The following is a 19,592-nucleotide window of genomic DNA, read 5'->3' on the forward strand; positions in this document are numbered from 1 at the left end:
GTTATTTTTATGGCAGGGACATCAAAGACATCACTGCTTTACGCTTCCGGTAAAGCAGTGCTAAGCAGGCTTACCGGAAAGAAAGGGTTCTCCATCGAGGATGGGGAGTGGGATCGGGGTCCATAAAATCTCCGGTAAGTGAATACAAACGGCGCAAATTATAATGCTGCCAATAATATATTTGTGACTATTATGGCGATAATACCCCCGGGCAACTAAACCAGACGTAAACCAGACTTTGCTCATTGTGGTTTCGTTGCGTAGCATTAGGCTCACTTTAATCAGACCACAACGAGAATCCTGCATGCAAAACCGGCTGACCATCAAAGACATCGCCCGCTTAAGCGGCGTCGGGAAATCGACGGTATCGCGCGTGCTGAATAACGAAAGCGGCGTTAGTGAGCGCACCCGCGAACGGGTGGAAGCGGTGATGCAGCAGCACGGATTTTCTCCTTCGCGCTCCGCCAGAGCAATGCGCGGACAGAGCGATAAAGTGGTGGCGATTATCGTCACCCGTCTGGATTCCCTCTCGGAAAACCTCGCCGTGCAAACCATGCTCCCTGTCTTTTACGAGCAGGGTTACGATCCGATTATGATGGAGAGCCAATTTTCCACGGCGCTGGTTGAAGAGCACCTTGGCATGCTCGCCCGACGCAATATCGACGGCGTGGTATTGTTTGGTTTTACCGGCATTCATCAAGAGATGCTCACTCCGTGGCGGGAGACGCTGGTGCTACTGGCTCGCGACGCGCCGGAGATCGCCTCCGTGTGCTATGACGACGATGGAGCAATCACCTTGCTAATGCAGCGTCTATACGATCGCGGTCATCGCCAGATAAGCTTCCTCGGCGTGCCGCACAGCGACGTAACGACCGGGCAACGACGCCATCAGGCCTACCTCAATTTTTGCCAGAAAAAACACCTCACCCCCCTCGCTGCGCTGCCTGGGCTGGGTATGAAGCAGGGCTATGAAAACGTCGCCAGCGTGCTGGCGGCTGAAACCAGCGCGCTGGTCTGCGCTACCGATACCCTCGCCCTTGGGGCCAGCAAATATCTCCAGCAGCAGGGAATCGACAACATCCAGCTTGCCAGCGTCGGCAGCACGCCGTTGATGAAGTTTCTCCATCCAGAGATCCTCACCGTCGATCCCGGTTACGCCGAATCAGGACGCCAGGCGGCACAACAGTTGATCGAACAGATTGCTGGCAACCGTGAGCCCCGCCAAATCGTGATCCCTTCCGTACTGAATTAAGCCTGTCTTAACGATTAATGTGATCTTTGCTGCGTTTCGGGAACGTTCCCATTTTGCAATTCAAACGGAGAGCGTAGGATTCGCCTCAAGTTAAAACCTCGGTCATGAGGCCCCATCATGAGTAAAGTGAATCAGCAGGACATCGATAAGCTTATCGAGCTGGTGGGCGGGCGCGACAATATCGCTACCGTCAGCCACTGTATTACCCGTCTGCGCTTTGTGCTGAATAATCCAGCCATTGCCAAACCTAAAGAAATTGAACTGCTACGCATGGTGAAGGGCTGCTTTACCAACGCCGGGCAGTTCCAGGTGGTCATCGGCACCGAAGTCGGCGACTACTATAAAGCGCTACTGGCCACTACCGGACAGGCCAGCGCAGATAAAGAGCAGGCCAAAAAAGCTGCCCGACAGAATATGAAGTGGCATGAACAGCTCATTTCACACTTCGCGGAGATCTTCTTCCCGCTGCTGCCTGCGCTGATCAGCGGCGGCCTGATCTTAGGCTTCCGCAACGTGATCGGCGACCTGCCGATGAGCAACGGCCAGACGCTGGCGCAGATGCACCCGTCGCTGAAAAGCATTTATGACTTCCTGTGGTTAATTGGCGAAGCGATCTTCTTCTACCTACCGGTGGGGATCTGCTGGTCAGCGGTGAAGAAAGTGGGCGGCACGCCGATCCTCGGTATCGTGCTGGGCGTCACCCTCGTTTCTCCACAGCTGATGAATGCTTATCTGCTGGGCCAGCAGGTACCTGAAGTGTGGAACTTCGGCCTGTTCACCATTGAGAAAGTCGGCTATCAGGCCCAGGTTATTCCGGCTCTGCTGGCGGGGCTGGCGCTCGGCTTTATCGAGACGCGCCTGAAGCGCATCGTGCCTGACTACCTTTACCTGGTAGTGGTTCCGGTATGTTCACTAATCCTGGCAGTGTTCCTCGCCCACGCCTTCATCGGCCCGTTTGGCCGCATGATTGGCGACGGCGTGGCCTGGGCGGTACGTCATCTGTTAACCGGCAGCTTTGCGCCGATTGGCGCCGCGCTGTTCGGTTTCCTGTACGCGCCGCTGGTGATTACCGGGGTCCATCAGACCACTCTGGCCATCGACATGCAGATGATTCAAAGCATGGGCGGGACGCCGGTATGGCCGCTGATTGCGCTGTCCAATATTGCCCAGGCATCGGCAGTAGTGGGGATTATCATCGCCAGCCGCAAACAGAATGAGCGCGAAATTTCCGTTCCGGCAGCCATTTCCGCCTACCTCGGCGTGACGGAACCAGCAATGTACGGTATCAACCTGAAATACCGCTTCCCAATGCTGTGCGCAATGGTTGGCTCCGGCCTTGCCGGGCTGCTGTGCGGACTAAACGGCGTGATGGCTAACGGCATCGGCGTCGGCGGCCTGCCGGGCATCCTCTCCATTCAGCCAACCTACTGGCAGGTTTACGCCCTGGCGATGGTCATCGCCGTGGTGGTGCCGATTGTCCTGACGACGGTGGTCTACCAGCGTAAATTCCGCCAGGGCACCTTACAGATTGTCTGATTTCTTATTTCCGGGGCGCGCTGTCGCCCCCCTTTTTTGTTGCAGGAACGCGATATGAATACCCTTCCCCTTTGGTGGCAAAACGGCGTTATTTATCAAATCTATCCGAAGAGCTTCCAGGACACGACCGGTAGCGGTACCGGCGATTTACGCGGCGTCACCTCACGCCTCGACTACTTGCAAAAGCTTGGCGTTGACGCCATCTGGCTGACGCCGTTCTACGTCTCGCCGCAGGTGGATAACGGCTACGACGTAGCCAACTATACCGCTATTGACCCCGCCTACGGCACGCTGGACGATTTCGACGAACTGGTGGCTCAGGCGAAGGCGCGAGGCATGCGTATCGTGCTGGATATGGTGCTGAACCACACCTCCACCGCGCACGCCTGGTTCCAGGAATCACTCAACAAAGAGAGCCCATACCGCCAGTTCTATATCTGGCGCGACGGCGAACCGACCACGCCGCCGAATAACTGGCGTTCTAAGTTTGGCGGCAACGCCTGGCAGTGGCACGCTGAGAGCGGGCAGTACTACCTGCACCTGTACGCCGTTGAACAGGCGGATCTGAACTGGGAAAACCCAGAAGTGCGCGCAGAGCTGAAAAAAGTCTGCGAGTTCTGGGCCGATCGCGGCGTCGACGGCCTGCGCCTTGACGTGGTGAACGTGATTTCCAAAGGGCAATCCTTCCCGGATGACCACCAGGGCGACGGTCGCCGCTTTTATACTGATGGTCCCCGCGCTCATGAGTTCCTGCAGGAATTCAGCCGCGACGTGTTCACCCCGCGCGGTCTGATGACGGTGGGCGAAATGTCCTCCACTTCACTGGAACACTGCCAGCAGTACGCCTCACTCGACGGCAAAGAGCTGTCGATGACTTTTAACTTCCACCACCTGAAGGTGGACTATCCCAACGGCGAGAAGTGGACGCTGGCTCGCCCGGACTTTGTGGAGCTGAAGTCGCTGTTCAACCATTGGCAGCAGGGGATGCACAATCGCGCGTGGAACGCGCTGTTCTGGTGTAACCACGATCAGCCGCGCATCGTTTCTCGCTTCGGCGACGAAGGGGAATACCGCGTCCCGGCGGCGAAAATGCTGGCGATGGTGCTGCATGGTATGCAGGGCACACCCTATATCTATCAGGGTGAAGAGATAGGCATGACCAACCCGCACTTCAAGGATATTACCGATTATCGTGATGTGGAGAGCCACAACATGTTTATCGAACGCGCGGCACAGGGCCAGGGCGCAGATGAACTACTGGCGATTCTGGCGAGTAAATCACGCGATAACAGCCGTACGCCAATGCAGTGGAACAGTGGTGAAAACGGTGGTTTCAGCGCTGGCGAACCATGGATTGGACTGTGCGACAACTACCGTGAGATTAACGCCGAAGCGGCGCTGGCGGACCCGGAATCGGTGTTTTATGCCTATCAGCAGCTGATTGCACTGCGCAAGAGTACGCCCGTGCTAACCTGGGGTAACTATCAGGATCTGTTGCCGGAACACCCATCGCTGTGGTGCTATCGCCGTCAGTGGCAGGGGCAAACGCTGGTTGTCGTCGCTAACCTGAGCCGCGAATTCCAGCACTGGCAGCCGGAAACAATGATCGGTGGCTGGCGGGTGCTGATAAGCAACTATGCGGAAGCGGCTAACCGCCCATCCGATATGACCCTGCGTCCGTTTGAAGCGGTATGGTGGCTGCAGGAGTAAAGCCCCTCCCGGCTTGCGCTGCGGCTTCCCGGGCTACGAGTCCAGCGCCGTCAGCGGAAACAAGGCCGCAGAAGCGTGGAATGCGGTCAGCCTGAGATTCTTTCTTCCGGGCCTGATACTTCTTTTCAGGCCTAATTTTAGCTTATTAAATAAGCAGATAAATTTACATTAGCGCTAGTGCCCATCATTGCTACTCTCATCTTTTTACTTTGTTCTGCATCAATAAAATTGCAAACATCTTTGATGCAAAGCACTACATATAGAACTTAAAATGCGCCCCGGCCCCACATATTGTATTAATAGTCTATTATGTCACCACAACCCATCGTACTCTGGCGGTGATGGGATGTGGATAAAAAGGGCCGGGATCGGAGGGAAACGGCGGCAGCTATAGCGCCTCGTGACTTCGGTTGACCTTCCGCCTCTGTGGATAACCTGTTCTATAAAAATGTATGGAGTGATCATGACACCGCATGTGATGAAACGCGATGGCTGTAAAGTGCCGTTCAAGTCAGAGCGCATTAATGAAGCAATTCTACGTGCAGCTAAAGCAGCGGGAGTCGATGACGCAGACTATTGCGCCACCGTCGCAGAAGTCGTTAGCCAACAAATGCAGGGCCGCGCCCAGGTTGATATCAACGAAATCCAGACCGCCGTTGAGAACCAGCTGATGTCCGGTCCGTACAAACAGCTTGCGCGCGCCTACATTGAATATCGCCATGACCGCGATAGCCAACGCGAAAAGCGTGGTCGTCTGAACCAGGAAATTCGCGGCCTGGTTGAGCAGACCAACTCGGCGTTACTCAACGAGAACGCCAACAAAGACAGTAAAGTCATCCCGACTCAGCGTGACCTGCTGGCGGGCATCGTCGCCAAACACTACGCGCGCCAGCACCTGCTACCGCATGACGTGGTGATGGCGCATGAACGCGGCGTGATCCACTATCACGACCTCGACTATTCACCGTTCTTCCCGATGTTCAACTGTATGCTGATCGATCTGAAAGGCATGTTGACCCAGGGCTTTAAAATGGGCAACGCCGAGATTGAGCCGCCTAAGTCTATCTCTACCGCGACCGCGGTGACGGCGCAGATTATCGCTCAGGTCGCCAGCCATATTTACGGCGGTACGACCATCAATCGTATTGATGAAGTGCTGGCACCGTTCGTGACCGAAAGCTTCAATAAACATCGTAAAATTGCCGAAGAGTGGCAGATCCCGGATGCTGAAGGCTACGCCCATTCCCGTACTGAGAAAGAGTGCTACGACGCCTTCCAGTCGCTGGAGTATGAAGTCAACACTCTGCATACCGCCAACGGGCAGACGCCGTTCGTGACCTTCGGTTTCGGTCTCGGCACCAGTTGGGAATCGCGCCTGATTCAGCAGTCCATTCTGCGTAACCGCATCGCGGGCCTCGGTAAAAACCGCAAAACGGCGGTATTCCCGAAGCTGGTGTTCGCAATCCGCGACGGCCTGAACCACAAGTTTGGCGACGCGAACTACGATATCAAGCAGCTGGCGCTGGAGTGCGCGAGCAAGCGCATGTACCCGGATATCCTCAACTACGATCAGGTTGTGAAAGTGACCGGTTCGTTCAAAACCCCGATGGGCTGCCGCAGCTTCCTCGGCGTGTGGGAAAACGAGGACGGTGAACAGGTGCACGATGGGCGCAACAACCTTGGCGTTATCAGCCTCAACCTGCCGCGTATCGCGCTGGAAGCCAAAGGCGATGAAACCGAGTTCTGGAAACTTCTGGACGAACGCCTGCAGCTGGCGCGTAAAGCGCTGATGACCCGTATCGCCCGTCTGGAAGGGGTCAAGGCTCGCGTTGCGCCGATTCTTTATATGGAAGGGGCCTGCGGCGTGCGTCTGAAAGCAGACGACGATGTCTCTGAGATTTTCAAAAACGGTCGCGCGTCGATTTCTCTGGGCTATATCGGCATCCATGAAACCATCAACGCGCTGTTCGGCAGCAAACATATGTACGACAGCGAAGCGCTGCGTGAGAAAGGCGTCGCCATCGTTCAGCGCCTGCGCGAAGCGGTGGATCAGTGGAAAGACGAAACCGGCTACGGCTTTAGCCTGTACAGCACGCCGAGCGAAAACCTCTGCGACCGCTTTTGCCGCCTGGATACCGCTGAGTTTGGCGTGATCGAAGGCGTGACCGATAAAGGGTATTACACCAACAGCTTCCACCTCGACGTGGAGAAGAAGGTGAACCCGTACGACAAAATCGATTTTGAAGCGCCTTACCCGCCGCTGGCCAATGGGGGCTTTATTTGCTACGGCGAGTACCCGAATATTCAGCACAACCTGAGAGCGCTGGAAGACGTCTGGGATTACAGCTACCAGCACGTGCCCTATTACGGAACCAATACGCCAATCGATGAGTGCTATGAGTGCGGTTTTACCGGCGAGTTCGAGTGCACCAGCAAAGGCTTCACCTGCCCGAAATGCGGTAACCATGATGCCTCTCGCGTATCGGTGACCCGTCGCGTGTGCGGCTATCTCGGCAGCCCGGACGCCCGTCCGTTCAACGCCGGTAAGCAGGAAGAAGTGAAACGCCGCGTTAAGCATTTGGGTAACGGGCAGATCGGTTAATTCTTCCCCTCACCCTAACCCTCTCCCCACAGGGGAGAGGGGATCGCCCAGTCGCTGTTTGACCATTCGGAAGCCGTTCCCTTTACAAATGCAAAACACGCCCAACGTTTTCGCAAAGCAATTAGCGTCAGAGCAAGGCGGCAAACGAGGGAATCCCCGGGAGCGTACATTAAGTACGTGACCGGGGTGAGTGAGCGCAGTCAACGCGGCTATGGCGTTAATTGAGAAGCGAAAAATGAATTATCATCAATACTATCCCGTTGACATCGTCAATGGCCCCGGCACCCGCTGCACCCTGTTTGTCTCCGGCTGCGTCCACGAATGCCCTGGCTGCTATAACAAAAGCACCTGGCGGCTGAATTCCGGCTTGCCGTTTACCCGCGAAATGGCGGATCGCATTATTGCCGATCTCAACGACACGCGCGTCAAACGCCAGGGGATCTCGCTTTCTGGCGGCGACCCTTTGCATCCGCAAAACGTGCCGGAGATCCTCAAGCTGGTTCAGCGCGTTCGCGCCGAGTGTCCCGGCAAAGACATCTGGGTATGGACAGGCTACAAGCTGGCAGAACTCAACGATGCGCAGATGCAGGTGGTGGATTTAATCAACGTGCTGGTTGATGGCAAATTTGTGCAGGATTTAAAAGACCCGGCGCTGATCTGGCGCGGCAGCAGCAATCAGGTTGTGCATCATCTGAGATAATTTCTCAGGCCATCTCAAAACCGGCTGACGCACTCCATCGCCACCGTTTTAAACTCATCAAAGCTGCGGGTGGCGGCAAGTCGGGCCATTGCGCGTTCGCGCAAGAAGGTGACGAAAATATCGTAGATAGCCATCGCCTCTTCATACTCGCTTTTACTGATGGCGAGCAGGAAAATGACGTGCGCCGTTTCATCGCCCCAGGCAATGCCGTGCGGCGCAATCACCGTATACACCACGGTCTTTTTGGCCAGCAGGCCGAGGGCATGGGGTAGCGCGATACCGTCGCCGAGCATGGTGCTGACGATAGCTTCACGCTCTACCACCGAATCATGAAACTCCGCCCCGACAAACCCCTCCCGCTGTAGCTGTTGGCACAGCGTGGCAAACAGGGTCTGCTGATCCATCGGGGTATCAACCACCTGAAAATGAACCTCATCAAAATACTTGTTCAGCATCCACGGGCGGGTGCGGTCCACCAGCACCAGCTTGCCGATTTGGTCGAGCTGGTAGTCGGTAGGAAACGGCGCGATGGTCACCACCGGTTTATCTTTCTCGCTGATACGTACGGTCGAGATCACAAAGTCTTCCGCAATGTCTTCCCGCTGTTCATACTCTCGTTGCGAGACCGTGGCGGCAATTTCCAACTGCGGATACTTACGCTGCAGAATAGCTTCAATCATCCGCACCATCGCATTGCTGGTATCGCACACCAGCAGCACCTGCGGCTGGCGCTGGTAGCCGATGTTGTAATGGCGCTCCAGCCCAACGCCGATATGCAGAACCAGAAAACCAATCTCATTTTCGCTGATAGCATAGGGGGTATATTTCCCCCAGCTGGATACCGCCGCCAGGGTCATATCCCACGCCATTGGGTAGTGCTGCTTGATGTTATCGAGCAGCGGATTAGGGATCATGATCTGGTAGCGCACACGGGTGATCATGGTCTTAATATGGGTCAGTAAATCCGCATGCAGTTGGGCATCGTCCAACAGATTGTAGTTATATTGCTGATTGATATAGCGCAGGATGTAGTTCACCAGCGCTTCGTCGTCATCGGCGCTGATGGTGCCCGGATCGACATCCTGTACCTGCCGAGCGGCAAGATGTACACACAGCCACTCCTCTTCCGCCGGAGCAAGCGGTTTGCCCGCCAGCTGTTGCATCGAGGCCGCCAGTTCTCGTGCCGCATCGCGCACGTTCTGCGCCACATCCTCGGCGCTGAAATCCGCTAGCGGATACCCCTCGTTCACGCGACGCACGGCAACTGCACCGTACAGGCAGATAAAGCGCTCGCCCGCGTCAGTCAAACGCACATGATGGCGGGTTAATGTCTCCTGCAGCACGCCCTCCAGCAGCGTGGGTACGCTGGCATCAAACGCATCTTCACAGATAAGCGGGTTCAGCGGCCCCTGCTGGCTCAGCTCCCACAGCAGGTCGGTCAGGCAGGCGCGAACGGAGACCTCGCTGCCGAATAGCTTCATGCCGTGGCGTGGACGCGTCTCCAGGGTGAGCTGGTAGCGCTGAAAACGCTCGCGCACATCAACCATATCGCCCTGCAAGGTGGCGCGGCTGACAAACCATGCATCGGCCAGATCCTCCAGCTTGATAGAGAAGGCAGAGGTTAAAAAGCGTACCAGCAAAAAGTGGATGCGATCCGCCGCCGTTCGCGGGATATGCTGCGCTTTCGGCACGCTCTCTTCCAGCGTCTGGTAACGCGACGGATCGTTAATGACCAGCTGATAACCGCTACCGCGGGTGAGGATAAACTGCGCCCCATAGTGCAACAGCAGCTCGTTCAACGCGGTGATATCAGCGCGTACCGTCCGGGTAGAAACCGACAGCCGCTGCGCCAGCTCCTCCTGCGGCAGCGTTTCGTTTTGCAACAGAGTAAACAGCTGCGCTAAACGTTGATTGGGAAATCGCATGTCAGTTCCTTTTTCTTACGGCTCAGGGTTGGGCGGATATCACCATCTGCGACGGAGCGCCAACCGGAGTATAGTCCGGGGAGAACGTCAGCCTGCCATCCTTCGGGGCGACGCTAAAACGGGTAATGTTGTCGCTACGCTGGTTCATGACGTACAGCCACTGGCCCTGCTTAGCCAGCGTCAGCGTGCGCGGATAGTCGCCGCGGGTCCAGATATCGTCCTGATGGCGCAGGCTGCCGTCGGCCATCACCGTAAAGTGGGCAATGCTGTTATGCAGGCGGTTGGCGACGTAGAGCTGCTTACCGTCGCGGCTCAGGACCAGACCGGCGGCAAAACTGGTGCCCTTATACTCTTTGGGCAGCGCGGAGAGCGTTTTCCCCTCGCGTAACAATCCGCTTTGCTTATCAAGATGATAGAAGGTGAGCGTCGAGGCTTCTTCGTTAATCAACCATAGTCCATCACCCTGCGGTGTAAAGACAAAGTGGCGCGGGCCTGCGCCAGGGGACGACGCGGCGATAAACGGCGGATCGTTTGGCGTCAGCTTGCCGCTGGCGTTATCCAGTCGGTACTGATAGATCCTGTCCAGCCCGAGATCGGTAGAATAAACATACTGACCGCTGGGATCGGCGGAGATCATATGGGCATGAGGGCCGTTATGATCGCTAATGGCAAAGCTGCCTTCGACGGCTGCAGCCGGGCGTTCCGCACCCGCAGGCCCTTGATCCTGATGCACATCTACCGCCTCGCCAAGGTGACCACCATCTTGCACCGGCAGCACCGCGATACTGCCGCTGACGTAGTTTGCTACCAGCAGATGACGGCCATCGGGAGTCAGGGAGAGATACACCGGCCCCGCACCGCCGGAAGCGACCTGATTCAATTCGCTCAGTTCACCATTACTGCCAATGCGCCACGCCTGCACCACACCCTTTTCGACCTCGCTGGCGGCATACAGGGTTTTCCCATCAGCGGAGACGGTGAGCTGGGAGAGGTTCGGCAGCTGACTGACCAGCGCTTTGTCGCTCAGCGCCCCGGTTTGACTATCAATGGTAAAGCGGTACAAGCCTTCCCCGTTGGGATTGTAAGTGCCGACCCAGGCGTACTGGGTTTGCGCAGCCACGCTGGCGGCGAGCAGGGAGAGTGAAGCAACAAGCAGGTGACGAGCGGTAGGCATAGTAACTCCTTGATGGTTCGGTGGGGGTTTCCCCTCACCCTAGCCCTCTCCCCTGAGGGGAGAGGGAACCGTTCGGTACGTTTATGCACGATCGGCGCAAAAGGCACGGTAGGTTTTCTCCCTCTCCCCAGTGGGGAGAGGGCCGGGGTGAGGGGCAATCGGCGCTATTTAACTAACTGCTTCGTCATCTCCAGCAGCTGACGCACATCTGCCGGACGGGTATTACCGCTGGCTTTATCAATAATCGAACTGTAGATATGCGGGATAATTTTGCTCACCCCGGCGTCCAGCGCGATCTGCAGGATCTCACCGTAGTTTTCCAGATCGATTCCGCCGGTTGGCTCCAGCCAAAAATCATGGCGGGCGCAGGCCTCGGCTACCGCAATAAACTCATCGCGATGCTTCAATCCGCCCATCGGGAAGTATTTAATCGAGCTGCCGCCCATATCTTTCAGCAGAGCAATCGCGGTTTCCAGCGGCACGATACCGTCCGGCGCGCCGCTGCTGAGCGGACCAGTAGAAATCTTCACCATCCCCGGAGTGCCGGTCGGCGACACCAGGCCGTTGACTACGGTTTCGTTCTGTCCCAGCAGCGCGCGGCTGGTCGCTACGCCGGTAAACACCTGATTGACGTGCTGCGGCTGAACCTGGCGGGAAATTTCACTGACCATTGCCGACTGGTTCGGATCGCCCGCACCCAGCCCCACGGAGAGCGCATTATCAATCCGCTTTGCGTATTCACGCATATCGGCCACCGCGCTGGCGACGTCCGGATAATTTTTGGAGAGCACGCCCACCAGTACATGACCTTCCGCCGCTTCATAAATCTCGCTGGCGTTATCTTTACTGCCTGCCAGCACGTTCAGGCAGACGCGGTCACGATAAAAGTTAGGGGTCAGTTTCATGCATTTTTCTCCTTGTTCAGAACCTCTGCGATGCGACGGGAGACAATCTCCAGTTGCTGTGCGTTCACGCTGCGGACATCGGCTTCAATAATGCCTTCGTTGGCTTTATAACCACGGAAGTAGATAGCGTATTCCCCCTGCTTCAGCGCATTCACCAAGTCGCCGGTGTTCACGCCGGTTACCGCTTCATCAAATTTAATCTCGGCACGCGCGATATCGCGTCCCGCGCTGTCCCAGACCACTCGCGCAGTCACGCCGTTGAGCGTGTTGAGCTGGTTAATAAACGGTGTCATCTTCGCCACCATCTCTTCGCCGCTCTCTTTGCTCGCCGTCAGGTAGTGTTCAATCGCGCAGGTCAGGCCAAGGATCCCCTCTTTGCCGACCTTCATCGCTCGCCCAATACCGTTCGACTGGCGTTTGACCCACTCGACGTACTGCGTTTTGCCAATCACCAATCCGCTGGTCGGCCCTTCAATAGCCTTCGCGCCGCTGTAAATCACCAGATCCGCGCCAGCGTGGTAGTAAGCCTGAAGATCTTCTTCCGCCGCCGCATCAACGATTAGCGGCAGATTATGGATCCGCGCCACCGCTGCCGCCTGCGCCACGTTGAGCATGCTTTTCTGCACGCAGTGGTGGGATTTGATATACAGAATGGCCGCGGTACGCGGGGTGATAGCCGCCGCCAGCTGCCCGGCGGAACATTCGTTGGCGTAGCCTGCTTCAACCAGCCTGCCGCCGCCCAGCGCGACCATGGTGCCGACCGGCGCGCCAAAGTTGACGTTATGGCCCTTTGGCAGCACGATCTCGTTATTCTCAATTGGGGTGACGTGCAGGTTTTCCAGCAGCCAGTCGCTGTCTTTCACCAGCACCGCCGCCACCGATTGGGCGATGCCTGCCGAGGCGCAGGAGACGACGGTCGCCCCTTCCACATCCAGCAGTTTCGCAATATAAGCACCGGTCTTATTCACCAGGTCTTTCATCTCGAAGTACTGGTTCATGCCCGCCATCGCGGCTTCCACCACTTCCGGACGCGGCGTAGAAACGCCGAGGATCGTCATACGGCCGGAGGTGTTAATGACCTGCTTTAAATCGTATTTTTCAAAAATCGAAGGCATTTTCCGCGCTCCCTTGTTCGGTCAAATAGCCCTTGCCCGCACGAATGGTGGCAAGCGGCAGCAGAATCTTGTCGGCCTGAAGGCTCTCTTTTTCCGCATCCACCAACACCGTTGGCGTTTGCGCGAGGGTAAACAGCGTGAGGTCAGCGTCATAGCCCACGTCCAGCCGCCCTTTGTGGGTAAGATGCAGGCCGTCTGCGGCGTTGGCAGTCACGCAGTCGATGACCTGCGGCAGCGACATCCCTATAGCGAGGAATTTCGACATCACCAGCGCCAGCGAGCGCACCGGGCCGTCGATGCGGTTGCGGCAGTAGATATCGGAGCTGATGGTGTGCGGCAGAATGCCCATAGCAATCGCCCGGCGCGCCACCTCAAAGCTAAAGCTGGCGGTACCGTGGCCGATATCAAGACGTACGCCGCGCTGTAAAGCCCGGGCAATCGAGCTCTTCAGCTCGCCGGTCGGCGTCAGAATGCGGTTGGGCTTACCGTTGTAGCAATGGGTAATGATGTCGCCAGAGGTCAGCAGGTCGGCGATTTCATCGAGATTCGGCGGATTGTTACCGATATGCACCATCAGCGGCAGACCACCATTTTCCTGCTGAATAGCCTTCGCGCGTTCCAGCGGCGTAATGCCGTTTTCGCCCACCACGCTGCTGCTCATCCGCGCCTTCAGGCCGACGATGAAATTCGGGTAGCGGTTGACCGCCTGCTGCACCGCATCCGCATCAATATTCGCCATATTGGCCAGTTCGTTCTGAGCAATCAGCCCGACGCGGGAAATATTGAGCAGCGCATAAACCTCGGTCGCCGCTTTGCGGGTTAACTGATAGAAATCGTCAACATCGTCAGCGCCGGTGCTGCCCGCGTCAACCACGGTGGTCACGCCGGTGGCAATGCCTACGCTGTCCGGTTCATCATGGTATATCGGCGAGTTTGGGTAGCAGTGGACGTGGGAATCAATCCAGCCTGCGCTGACGTAGTAGTTACCGTCCAGCTCAATGGTTTTGCGCGCGGAGTCGCTAATCTCGCCAAGCGCCGCGATTTTCCCGTCCCGGATGGCGATATCAATCAGGGTATCGTCGACGAGGCGCGCACGGCGCAGGAGTAAATCAAACATATTTCTCTCCTGTTAACGCGGGCGCCGAGGCGCCCGCAGGACTTAACTAATTGCTACCGGGAAGATGGACCCAAGAAGCATCGCGCCAAGGATCGCGCCGCCAGTGATCGGTTTCTGCCAGATGTAGAACAGCAGGGCCCCCACCAGAGAACCGATGCCGATAGGAATAGAGGCAGTCATGGCGCTGAGGATAATCAACGGTCCGAGGAAGCGGCCGGAGGCGTTACCGGCCCCCATCATGACGTCTGCGCCGTAGGTGGAGTCGCTCTGGTTGATGGTGAATTTACGCGCCAGGATAATGATGTAACCAATCGCCAGCCCCAGCACCAGACCCGTCGCCAGAGAGGCGGCAAAGTTGGCGACCGGGAAAATAAAGCCCGCGCCCAGCAGCAACGCCGGAACGCCTAAGCCGACGCCGGTCTGAATCGCCCCGCCGATATCCAGAATCCCTACCAGCGAGCCTTCGATAATGCGCGCGAACAAGAAGCTGGCGCCAAAGGCCGCTACCGCGCCGTAGGCTCCGGTATCAATGCCCGCTTTCAGCATGGCGACAAAAGCCACTTCGTTAAACGCGCCGATGCCGTACAGGTAGTACATGTGTGTCCCGGCAAATACGCCGGAAGAGAGCAGGCCAACAAAGATCGGGAACGACCAGTCGGCATACCAAAAACCTTTATTTTGTTCCATGAGAGGCTCCTGTTATTTACCGCTGAGCGAGTTGTGGATCAGTTCAAGCCAGTTAGGCACGGTCAGATGGAATGATTCGATCATCTTCATATCGAAGCCGCGGAAGAAGCCGCTCAGGACGAACAGCGCAACAATCGCTACCATCATCACCTTAGTGACGCGGTGCCAGCCGCTCTCTTCTACGCCCTTGCCAATCAGGATGCCCAGCACCAGGCCTGGTACGGCGTTACCCATAATCAGCTGCGCTGCGCCGCCGAAAATCGTCGCCCAGAAGCCCGATTTTTTACCGGCATCAATCGCTGCCAGCCAGAAGATAACCGGCATCACGGTGTTCACCAGCAGATTCGCCGCTGGAACCAGTACTTTTACCGCCGTTACCTGTAAGGCCTCCGGTACTGAAGAAGCGGTCAGATTAAGGAAGGCGACGACGATCATGCCGATAATGCCGCAGGCGATGGCCATCTTTTTCGGGTCGTGCAGCGTCTCACCGACGTTGCGGTTTTTTATCATCAGCGCTGCCGCCCCCCAGTTAGGGATAATGCGGTGGTCAACGTCCTGAGTGAAGGAGCCTGCTGCGACGGAAGAAGCCCAGGCGTTAAAGAAGAAACCAAGGCCAAAAGAGAAGTGTGAAGCCGGATCGCCTTCACATGAATTCAGCTCGCCCAAGGTACGAAACGCCCCCATCCCCTGCGTGGTGGGCGCATGAAACATACGTGCCGCTCCGGCGCCTACGCCGACGCCGACCAGGCCGCCGATGATGAGCGATTTTATTAAAATTATCAGGAACATAGTCTGACCCTTTGGTGAAAATCAGGTTTGCGTGACAAAATCCACTTTATCGAGATTAATGGCGGTCACGGTGACGGTGACGTTCAGCTCAACGCTGTAGGTCCGTCGTTCACGGCGCAGAAAGAAGAACAGGAACGCCTCTTTCCGTACCGCTTCACGCGCACGAACAACCTCCACATCCTGTGGCTCAATACGCAGTAAGATATGCGGCGACGTTTTCATTACCGCCGCCTGGACGTGGTTCAGGGCATCGGCGAAAGCCCGTGTTTTGCTCTCGCCTTTGCCGGTAACGCTCACCGTGGTGGTGAATTGCTCTTTCATACTCACACGCCGTATTTCTTCTTCCAGGCTTCAACCAGGCGCTCGCCCAGCTCTTCTTTATCCATAAAGCCGAAGCCCAGTACGTTGTAACCTTCGTTGATAGCGGTAACGCCCTCATCAACGGAACGCATGCCATATTTTGCTTTATAGCCATGCTTGTTCTGCGCGGTGATAGCCCCGGCTCCGCCGCTGCCGCAGAAGGAGATACCGAAAGTGGCATTCTCGGCTTTCATCATGTCGCCCAGCTTCATATCCGCGGCGACGCCCGGTACCACAACGGCACGAGCACCGGCTTTTTCCGCACCTGCGGCAACTTTTTGTCCTTTACCCAGGCGATCGCCAATGACTACGGTGATTTGTTCCATGCTTTGCTCCTTACAGGTTTTCTTTTGCGACTTCGAAGTGGACGGACAGCAGCCAGGCTTCTTCATCTGGCAGATTGCCGAACTGCGCGACCACTTCGCGGGCCAGCATCATTGAATCTTCTGAGATCTCTTCGAACAGGCTGGCATCCACTTCCGGCAGCGGCTCGCCGCTGATTGACCGATAGGCCATCGCCCGCACGTGGGAAGTCAGCATTTGCTCCTGAACGTCGTTGGGGACGATATTGCGGCGGCTTAACAGTGCGAAGACCTGCTGCAGCATCTCGTCAGCCAGCCTTTCAGTTAGCGTGGCCTGCTCCTCTGGGACGTGTGTTACCGCTCCGTTATTCACTTGAATTACCCCGTTGATGTCTCTGGGGATAACACTAATGCCAGGAGGAAAGAGTTTGTAGCGAGTGGTTTTCCACTTCGAAGTGGAAAGAAGGACGGCAGGCGTGATCCATTTCACATAGTTATTGTGAATGTATTAATTTCAATGAATGCACGTGATGAATATCACGAAATCATCAGTGTTACAGTGGCGAAAGCGGGTATGCAGGAAAAGCGAAAAATGTGACGGTGATAAACTTTTAGGCTAAACAGAATGTGGGAGACATCGGCTGATGCCTCCCGGGAAGAGAAATTAGCGGTACTTCTTGTGGTACTCATTGCGGGTGGTTTTAAACTCTTCCGCTGCGGCCTGGGCTTCTTTGACTTTGCCTTCGTCAGCCAGCTTTAGCGCGCCGTCGATCTGGCCGATTAGCACATCAAAACCGTGACGATAGTCTTTCATTTCCGCACTGTCAGAAGCTTTACCTTCCAGCTTCGGCGGCGTCTCTTTCTGGGCGTCAACCGCCGCAGTACGCATCTTATTCAGCGCCGCCTTCAGCTCACCGGCATCTGACGTTTTCTGCACCACTTGCAGGTTCTCGGCAAGGGTATCCATGTCTTCGCCCAGATCGGCGAAGGCCGATGCCGAACCAAGCGCAAAAGCCGATACGGCCAGCATCGCTAACAGTTTTTTACGCATTGCTCACGTCCTTTTTTATTATGAAAGTATCAAGCGGGCGCGGCAGGACGCACCCGGAACACAGGTCATTGCCCGGCGATTTTCATCTCCGGCAGCAGCACGGAACCGCACTGAATGTTGCTGCGCGTTTCGATATCGTCGCCGATGGTCACGATATTACGCCACATATCTTTCAGATTTCCTGCAATGGTGATCTCACTGACGGGATACTGAATTTCGCCGTTTTCTACCCAGAAGCCGGATGCGCCGCGTGAGTAGTCGCCGGTGACGCCGCTAACACCCTGCCCCATCAATTCCGTTACGACAAGACCGGTGCCCATCTCTTTAAGCAACTTTGCAAAACTCAGGCCGCGGCCGTTAATGCGCCAGTTGTGGATACCGCCCGCGTGGCCGGTGCTCTTCAGACCCAGCTTACGCGCAGAATAGTTGGTCAGCAGCCACTGGGTCAGCACGCCGTCCTTAATAATATCGCGACGTTCTGTACGCACGCCTTCGCTATCAAACGGGGTGGAAGCCAATCCTTTCAGCAGATGCGGATGCTCTTCAATGGTCAGCCAATCCGGCAGAATTTGGCTACCCAGGGAATCGAGCAGGAAAGTGGATTTACGATAAACCGAGCCGCCGGCAATCGCTCCAACCAGGTGACCAAACAGACCCGTAGCGACTTCATTGGCGAAAATGACCGGCGCTTTCATCGTCGACAGTTTACGCGGCGCCAGGCGCGATAAGGTGCGGCGAGCACACTCCTCACCGACCCATTCCGGCGATTGTAAGTCTTCAATCGCCCGGCCAATAGTGTAGGCGTAATCGCGTTCCATATCGCCATTCTCTTCGGCAATCACGCAGCTGGAGAGCGAATGGCGAGTGGAGCAGTAGCTTTGCAGCATGCCGTGGCTGTTACCAAACACCTTAATACCGTAGTGGCTATTAAAGCTTCCGCCTTCGGTATTGCTGATGCGTTTATCGGCTTTCAGCGCTACCTGTTCAGCGCGGGAAGCCAGCTCAATGGCTTCATCAGGAGAGACTTCCGCCGGGTGGAACAGGTCGAGATCCGGAGCCTCAAAAGCCAGCAGTTCTTTATCCGCCACGCCCGCGCACGGGTCCGGCGAGGTGTAACGGGCAATATCCAGCGCCGCCTGCACCGTACGAGCGATGGCCTGCGGGCTAAGGTCAGTCGAGGAAGCGCTGCCTTTACGGTTCTGGTGATAAACGGTGATGCCCAGAGCACCATCGCTATTAAATTCTACGTTCTCCACTTCACCGTAGCGGGTGCTGACGCCAATGCCGGTGGTTTTGCTGACGGAGACTTCAGCCCCGTCGGATTTGCCTGCCGCCAGTTCCAGCGCCGTGGTCACGGCCTCTTCCAGCGTCTTACGCTGTTGTGCAACTTGAGAGATGACTTTCATCGCTAATGCCATAATGTAAGAAGGAGTTAACTGAAGTCTAACAGAGAACCGTTTTTCAGTGCGCGCCTTAACTGGTAACATTAGCCTCTTTTTTAAGGAGCCTGAGATGACAAAGCAGCCCGAAGACTGGCTCGACGACGTCCCTGGTGATGACGTCGAAGATGAAGACGATGAAATTATCTGGGTCAGTAAAAGTGAAATTAAGCGCGACGCCGAAGAACTGAAGCGTCTTGGCGCGGAAATGGTAGAGCTTGGGAAAAATGCGCTGGATAAAATCCCGCTGGATACCGACCTGCGCGACGCCATTGAACTCGCCCAACGTATCAAGAAAGAAGGCCGCCGCCGCCAGCTGCAGCTGATTGGCAAAATGCTGCGCAGCCGCGACGTCGAGCCGATTCGTCAGGCGCTGGACAAGCTGAAGAACCGCCATAACCAGCAGGTTGCGCTGTTCCATAAGCTTGAGCAGATCCGCGATCGCCTGATTGATAATGGCGATGACGCCGTGGCTGAAGTGCTGAACCTGTGGCCTGACGCCGACCGCCAGCAGCTGCGTTCGCTTATCCGCAACGCCAAAAAAGAGAAAGAAGGCAACAAGCCGCCGAAATCCGCGCGTCTTATCTTCCAGTATCTGCGTGAGCTGGCCGAGAGCGAAAGCTAATCCCGCATGACTCCCCGGATTAAGGCCTGTGCCTGATCCGGGCGACCAAAACGATCGTACGATTTATAAATCGGTTTTAATTTTCCATTTTTACCTCTGAATGCGTCTTAATTTAACGTTTATTTCACAAAGCCAGTTATCTTTTCCAGACAACCTCGTGATCCCCCTGCGCTATCAGCGACGCCGATATAAATTCAACCATCTGTTTTTATTTGATTAAATAAAAAAATCTTTTCTTTGAAGCACTGACTTTAACAGCAGTTTGCTTATCTTTGATCCATCTCTCAAAACGGTTTTTGCATT

At 56.0% G+C, this 19,592-nt stretch carries 19 protein-coding genes; 6 read left to right on the top strand and 13 right to left on the bottom strand.

Annotated elements, in window-relative coordinates; genetic code table 11:
- Positions 1–70: 70 nt before the first annotated feature.
- Positions 71–124 carry a mgtA regulatory leader peptide MgtL gene (gene mgtL / locus FN082_RS30445; RefSeq protein ID WP_350494801.1) on the bottom strand — a complete coding sequence of 18 codons (54 nt, stop codon included), beginning with the start codon at positions 122–124 and terminating at the stop codon, positions 71–73.
- Positions 125–304: 180 nt separating this feature from the next.
- On the opposite strand from mgtL, the gene treR reads away from it, so the two are divergent.
- From treR to nrdG, 5 genes are all read left to right on the top strand, one after another.
- On the top strand, positions 305–1,252 hold the full coding sequence (gene treR, locus FN082_RS03995) for a trehalose operon repressor TreR (protein WP_139541009.1): 948 nt from the start codon (positions 305–307) through the stop codon (positions 1,250–1,252).
- 117 nt (positions 1,253–1,369) lie between these two features.
- Positions 1,370–2,788, top strand: a complete 1,419-nt coding sequence (gene treB / locus FN082_RS04000; RefSeq protein WP_142462360.1) for a PTS trehalose transporter subunit IIBC — start codon at positions 1,370–1,372, stop codon at positions 2,786–2,788.
- Between the two features lie 54 nt (positions 2,789–2,842).
- Complete coding sequence (gene treC, locus FN082_RS04005) at positions 2,843–4,498, top strand: alpha,alpha-phosphotrehalase (RefSeq protein ID WP_139541007.1); 1,656 nt, start codon at positions 2,843–2,845, stop codon at positions 4,496–4,498.
- A gap of 463 nt (positions 4,499–4,961) precedes the next feature.
- Positions 4,962–7,100 (top strand): anaerobic ribonucleoside-triphosphate reductase, encoded by a 2,139-nt coding sequence (gene nrdD / locus FN082_RS04010; RefSeq protein ID WP_139541006.1) that lies wholly within the window; start codon positions 4,962–4,964, stop codon positions 7,098–7,100.
- A 235-nt stretch (positions 7,101–7,335) separates the two neighbouring features.
- A complete protein-coding gene (nrdG, locus tag FN082_RS04015; RefSeq protein WP_139541005.1) occupies positions 7,336–7,800 on the top strand; it encodes an anaerobic ribonucleoside-triphosphate reductase-activating protein in 465 nt (154 codons plus the stop codon).
- A gap of 14 nt (positions 7,801–7,814) precedes the next feature.
- Here the strand turns inward: nrdG and FN082_RS04020 are convergent, their stop codons facing one another.
- The 12 genes from FN082_RS04020 to pmbA all read right to left on the bottom strand — a co-directional run bounded on the left by FN082_RS04020 (position 7,815) and on the right by pmbA (position 18,643).
- A complete protein-coding gene (locus FN082_RS04020) occupies positions 7,815–9,725 on the bottom strand; it encodes a BglG family transcription antiterminator (RefSeq protein WP_139541004.1) in 1,911 nt (636 codons plus the stop codon).
- A 22-nt stretch (positions 9,726–9,747) separates the two neighbouring features.
- A complete protein-coding gene (locus FN082_RS04025) occupies positions 9,748–10,899 on the bottom strand; it encodes a lactonase family protein (RefSeq protein ID WP_142981185.1) in 1,152 nt (383 codons plus the stop codon).
- 164 nt (positions 10,900–11,063) lie between these two features.
- On the bottom strand, positions 11,064–11,804 hold the full coding sequence (dagF, locus tag FN082_RS04030; protein ID WP_139541002.1) for a 2-dehydro-3-deoxy-phosphogluconate aldolase: 741 nt from the start codon (positions 11,802–11,804) through the stop codon (positions 11,064–11,066).
- On the bottom strand, positions 11,801–12,919 hold the full coding sequence (locus FN082_RS04035; RefSeq protein WP_139541001.1) for a DgaE family pyridoxal phosphate-dependent ammonia lyase: 1,119 nt from the start codon (positions 12,917–12,919) through the stop codon (positions 11,801–11,803). The genes dagF and FN082_RS04035 overlap by 4 nt, the downstream gene beginning before the upstream one ends.
- A complete protein-coding gene (locus FN082_RS04040) occupies positions 12,903–14,036 on the bottom strand; it encodes an amidohydrolase/deacetylase family metallohydrolase (protein WP_139541000.1) in 1,134 nt (377 codons plus the stop codon). Before FN082_RS04040 ends, FN082_RS04035 begins: the two co-directional genes overlap by 17 nt.
- Before the next feature lie 42 nt (positions 14,037–14,078).
- Complete coding sequence (locus tag FN082_RS04045; RefSeq protein WP_139540999.1) at positions 14,079–14,723, bottom strand: DUF4310 family protein; 645 nt, start codon at positions 14,721–14,723, stop codon at positions 14,079–14,081.
- Between the two features lie 12 nt (positions 14,724–14,735).
- The gene (locus FN082_RS04050; protein ID WP_004098075.1) at positions 14,736–15,512 is read right to left on the bottom strand and encodes a DUF4311 domain-containing protein; all 777 of its coding nucleotides are present in this window, start codon (positions 15,510–15,512) and stop codon (positions 14,736–14,738) included.
- 21 nt (positions 15,513–15,533) lie between these two features.
- Positions 15,534–15,833, bottom strand: a complete 300-nt coding sequence (locus FN082_RS04055) for a DUF4312 family protein (protein ID WP_139540998.1) — start codon at positions 15,831–15,833, stop codon at positions 15,534–15,536.
- Between the two features lie 2 nt (positions 15,834–15,835).
- Positions 15,836–16,198, bottom strand: coding sequence for an SFCGS family glycine-rich protein (locus FN082_RS04060; protein WP_110276583.1), 363 nt, complete (start codon positions 16,196–16,198; stop codon positions 15,836–15,838).
- A gap of 10 nt (positions 16,199–16,208) precedes the next feature.
- Positions 16,209–16,547 carry a PRD domain-containing protein gene (locus FN082_RS04065; RefSeq protein ID WP_139540997.1) on the bottom strand — a complete coding sequence of 113 codons (339 nt, stop codon included), beginning with the start codon at positions 16,545–16,547 and terminating at the stop codon, positions 16,209–16,211.
- A gap of 291 nt (positions 16,548–16,838) precedes the next feature.
- Positions 16,839–17,225, bottom strand: coding sequence for a cytochrome b562 (cybC, locus tag FN082_RS04070; protein ID WP_139540996.1), 387 nt, complete (start codon positions 17,223–17,225; stop codon positions 16,839–16,841).
- A 65-nt stretch (positions 17,226–17,290) separates the two neighbouring features.
- Positions 17,291–18,643, bottom strand: coding sequence for a metalloprotease PmbA (gene pmbA, locus FN082_RS04075; protein ID WP_139541073.1), 1,353 nt, complete (start codon positions 18,641–18,643; stop codon positions 17,291–17,293).
- Positions 18,644–18,737: 94 nt separating this feature from the next.
- Between pmbA and yjgA the strand changes: the two genes are divergently transcribed.
- A complete protein-coding gene (gene yjgA / locus FN082_RS04080) occupies positions 18,738–19,289 on the top strand; it encodes a ribosome biogenesis factor YjgA (protein ID WP_139540995.1) in 552 nt (183 codons plus the stop codon).
- Positions 19,290–19,592: the final 303 nt, after the last annotated feature.

The sequence above is a fragment of the Klebsiella spallanzanii genome (assembly GCF_902158555.1).
Classification (GTDB): domain Bacteria; phylum Pseudomonadota; class Gammaproteobacteria; order Enterobacterales; family Enterobacteriaceae; genus Klebsiella; species Klebsiella spallanzanii.

Excerpts from the sequence above, each read along its gene's own strand:
- treR (WP_139541009.1), top strand. The coding sequence starts at position 305 with ATGCAAAACCGGCTGACCATCAAAGACATCGCCCGCTTAAGCGGCGTC.
- treB (WP_142462360.1), top strand. The coding sequence starts at position 1,370 with ATGAGTAAAGTGAATCAGCAGGACATCGATAAGCTTATCGAGCTGGTG.
- treC (WP_139541007.1), top strand. The coding sequence starts at position 2,843 with ATGAATACCCTTCCCCTTTGGTGGCAAAACGGCGTTATTTATCAAATC.
- nrdD (WP_139541006.1), top strand. The coding sequence starts at position 4,962 with ATGACACCGCATGTGATGAAACGCGATGGCTGTAAAGTGCCGTTCAAG.
- nrdG (WP_139541005.1), top strand. The coding sequence starts at position 7,336 with ATGAATTATCATCAATACTATCCCGTTGACATCGTCAATGGCCCCGGC.
- FN082_RS04020 (WP_139541004.1), bottom strand. The coding sequence starts at position 9,725 with ATGCGATTTCCCAATCAACGTTTAGCGCAGCTGTTTACTCTGTTGCAA.
- FN082_RS04025 (WP_142981185.1), bottom strand. The coding sequence starts at position 10,899 with ATGCCTACCGCTCGTCACCTGCTTGTTGCTTCACTCTCCCTGCTCGCC.
- dagF (WP_139541002.1), bottom strand. The coding sequence starts at position 11,804 with ATGAAACTGACCCCTAACTTTTATCGTGACCGCGTCTGCCTGAACGTG.
- FN082_RS04035 (WP_139541001.1), bottom strand. The coding sequence starts at position 12,919 with ATGCCTTCGATTTTTGAAAAATACGATTTAAAGCAGGTCATTAACACC.
- FN082_RS04040 (WP_139541000.1), bottom strand. The coding sequence starts at position 14,036 with ATGTTTGATTTACTCCTGCGCCGTGCGCGCCTCGTCGACGATACCCTG.
- FN082_RS04045 (WP_139540999.1), bottom strand. The coding sequence starts at position 14,723 with ATGGAACAAAATAAAGGTTTTTGGTATGCCGACTGGTCGTTCCCGATC.
- FN082_RS04050 (WP_004098075.1), bottom strand. The coding sequence starts at position 15,512 with ATGTTCCTGATAATTTTAATAAAATCGCTCATCATCGGCGGCCTGGTC.
- FN082_RS04055 (WP_139540998.1), bottom strand. The coding sequence starts at position 15,833 with ATGAAAGAGCAATTCACCACCACGGTGAGCGTTACCGGCAAAGGCGAG.
- FN082_RS04060 (WP_110276583.1), bottom strand. The coding sequence starts at position 16,198 with ATGGAACAAATCACCGTAGTCATTGGCGATCGCCTGGGTAAAGGACAA.
- cybC (WP_139540996.1), bottom strand. The coding sequence starts at position 17,225 with ATGCGTAAAAAACTGTTAGCGATGCTGGCCGTATCGGCTTTTGCGCTT.
- pmbA (WP_139541073.1), bottom strand. The coding sequence starts at position 18,643 with ATGGCATTAGCGATGAAAGTCATCTCTCAAGTTGCACAACAGCGTAAG.
- yjgA (WP_139540995.1), top strand. The coding sequence starts at position 18,738 with ATGACAAAGCAGCCCGAAGACTGGCTCGACGACGTCCCTGGTGATGAC.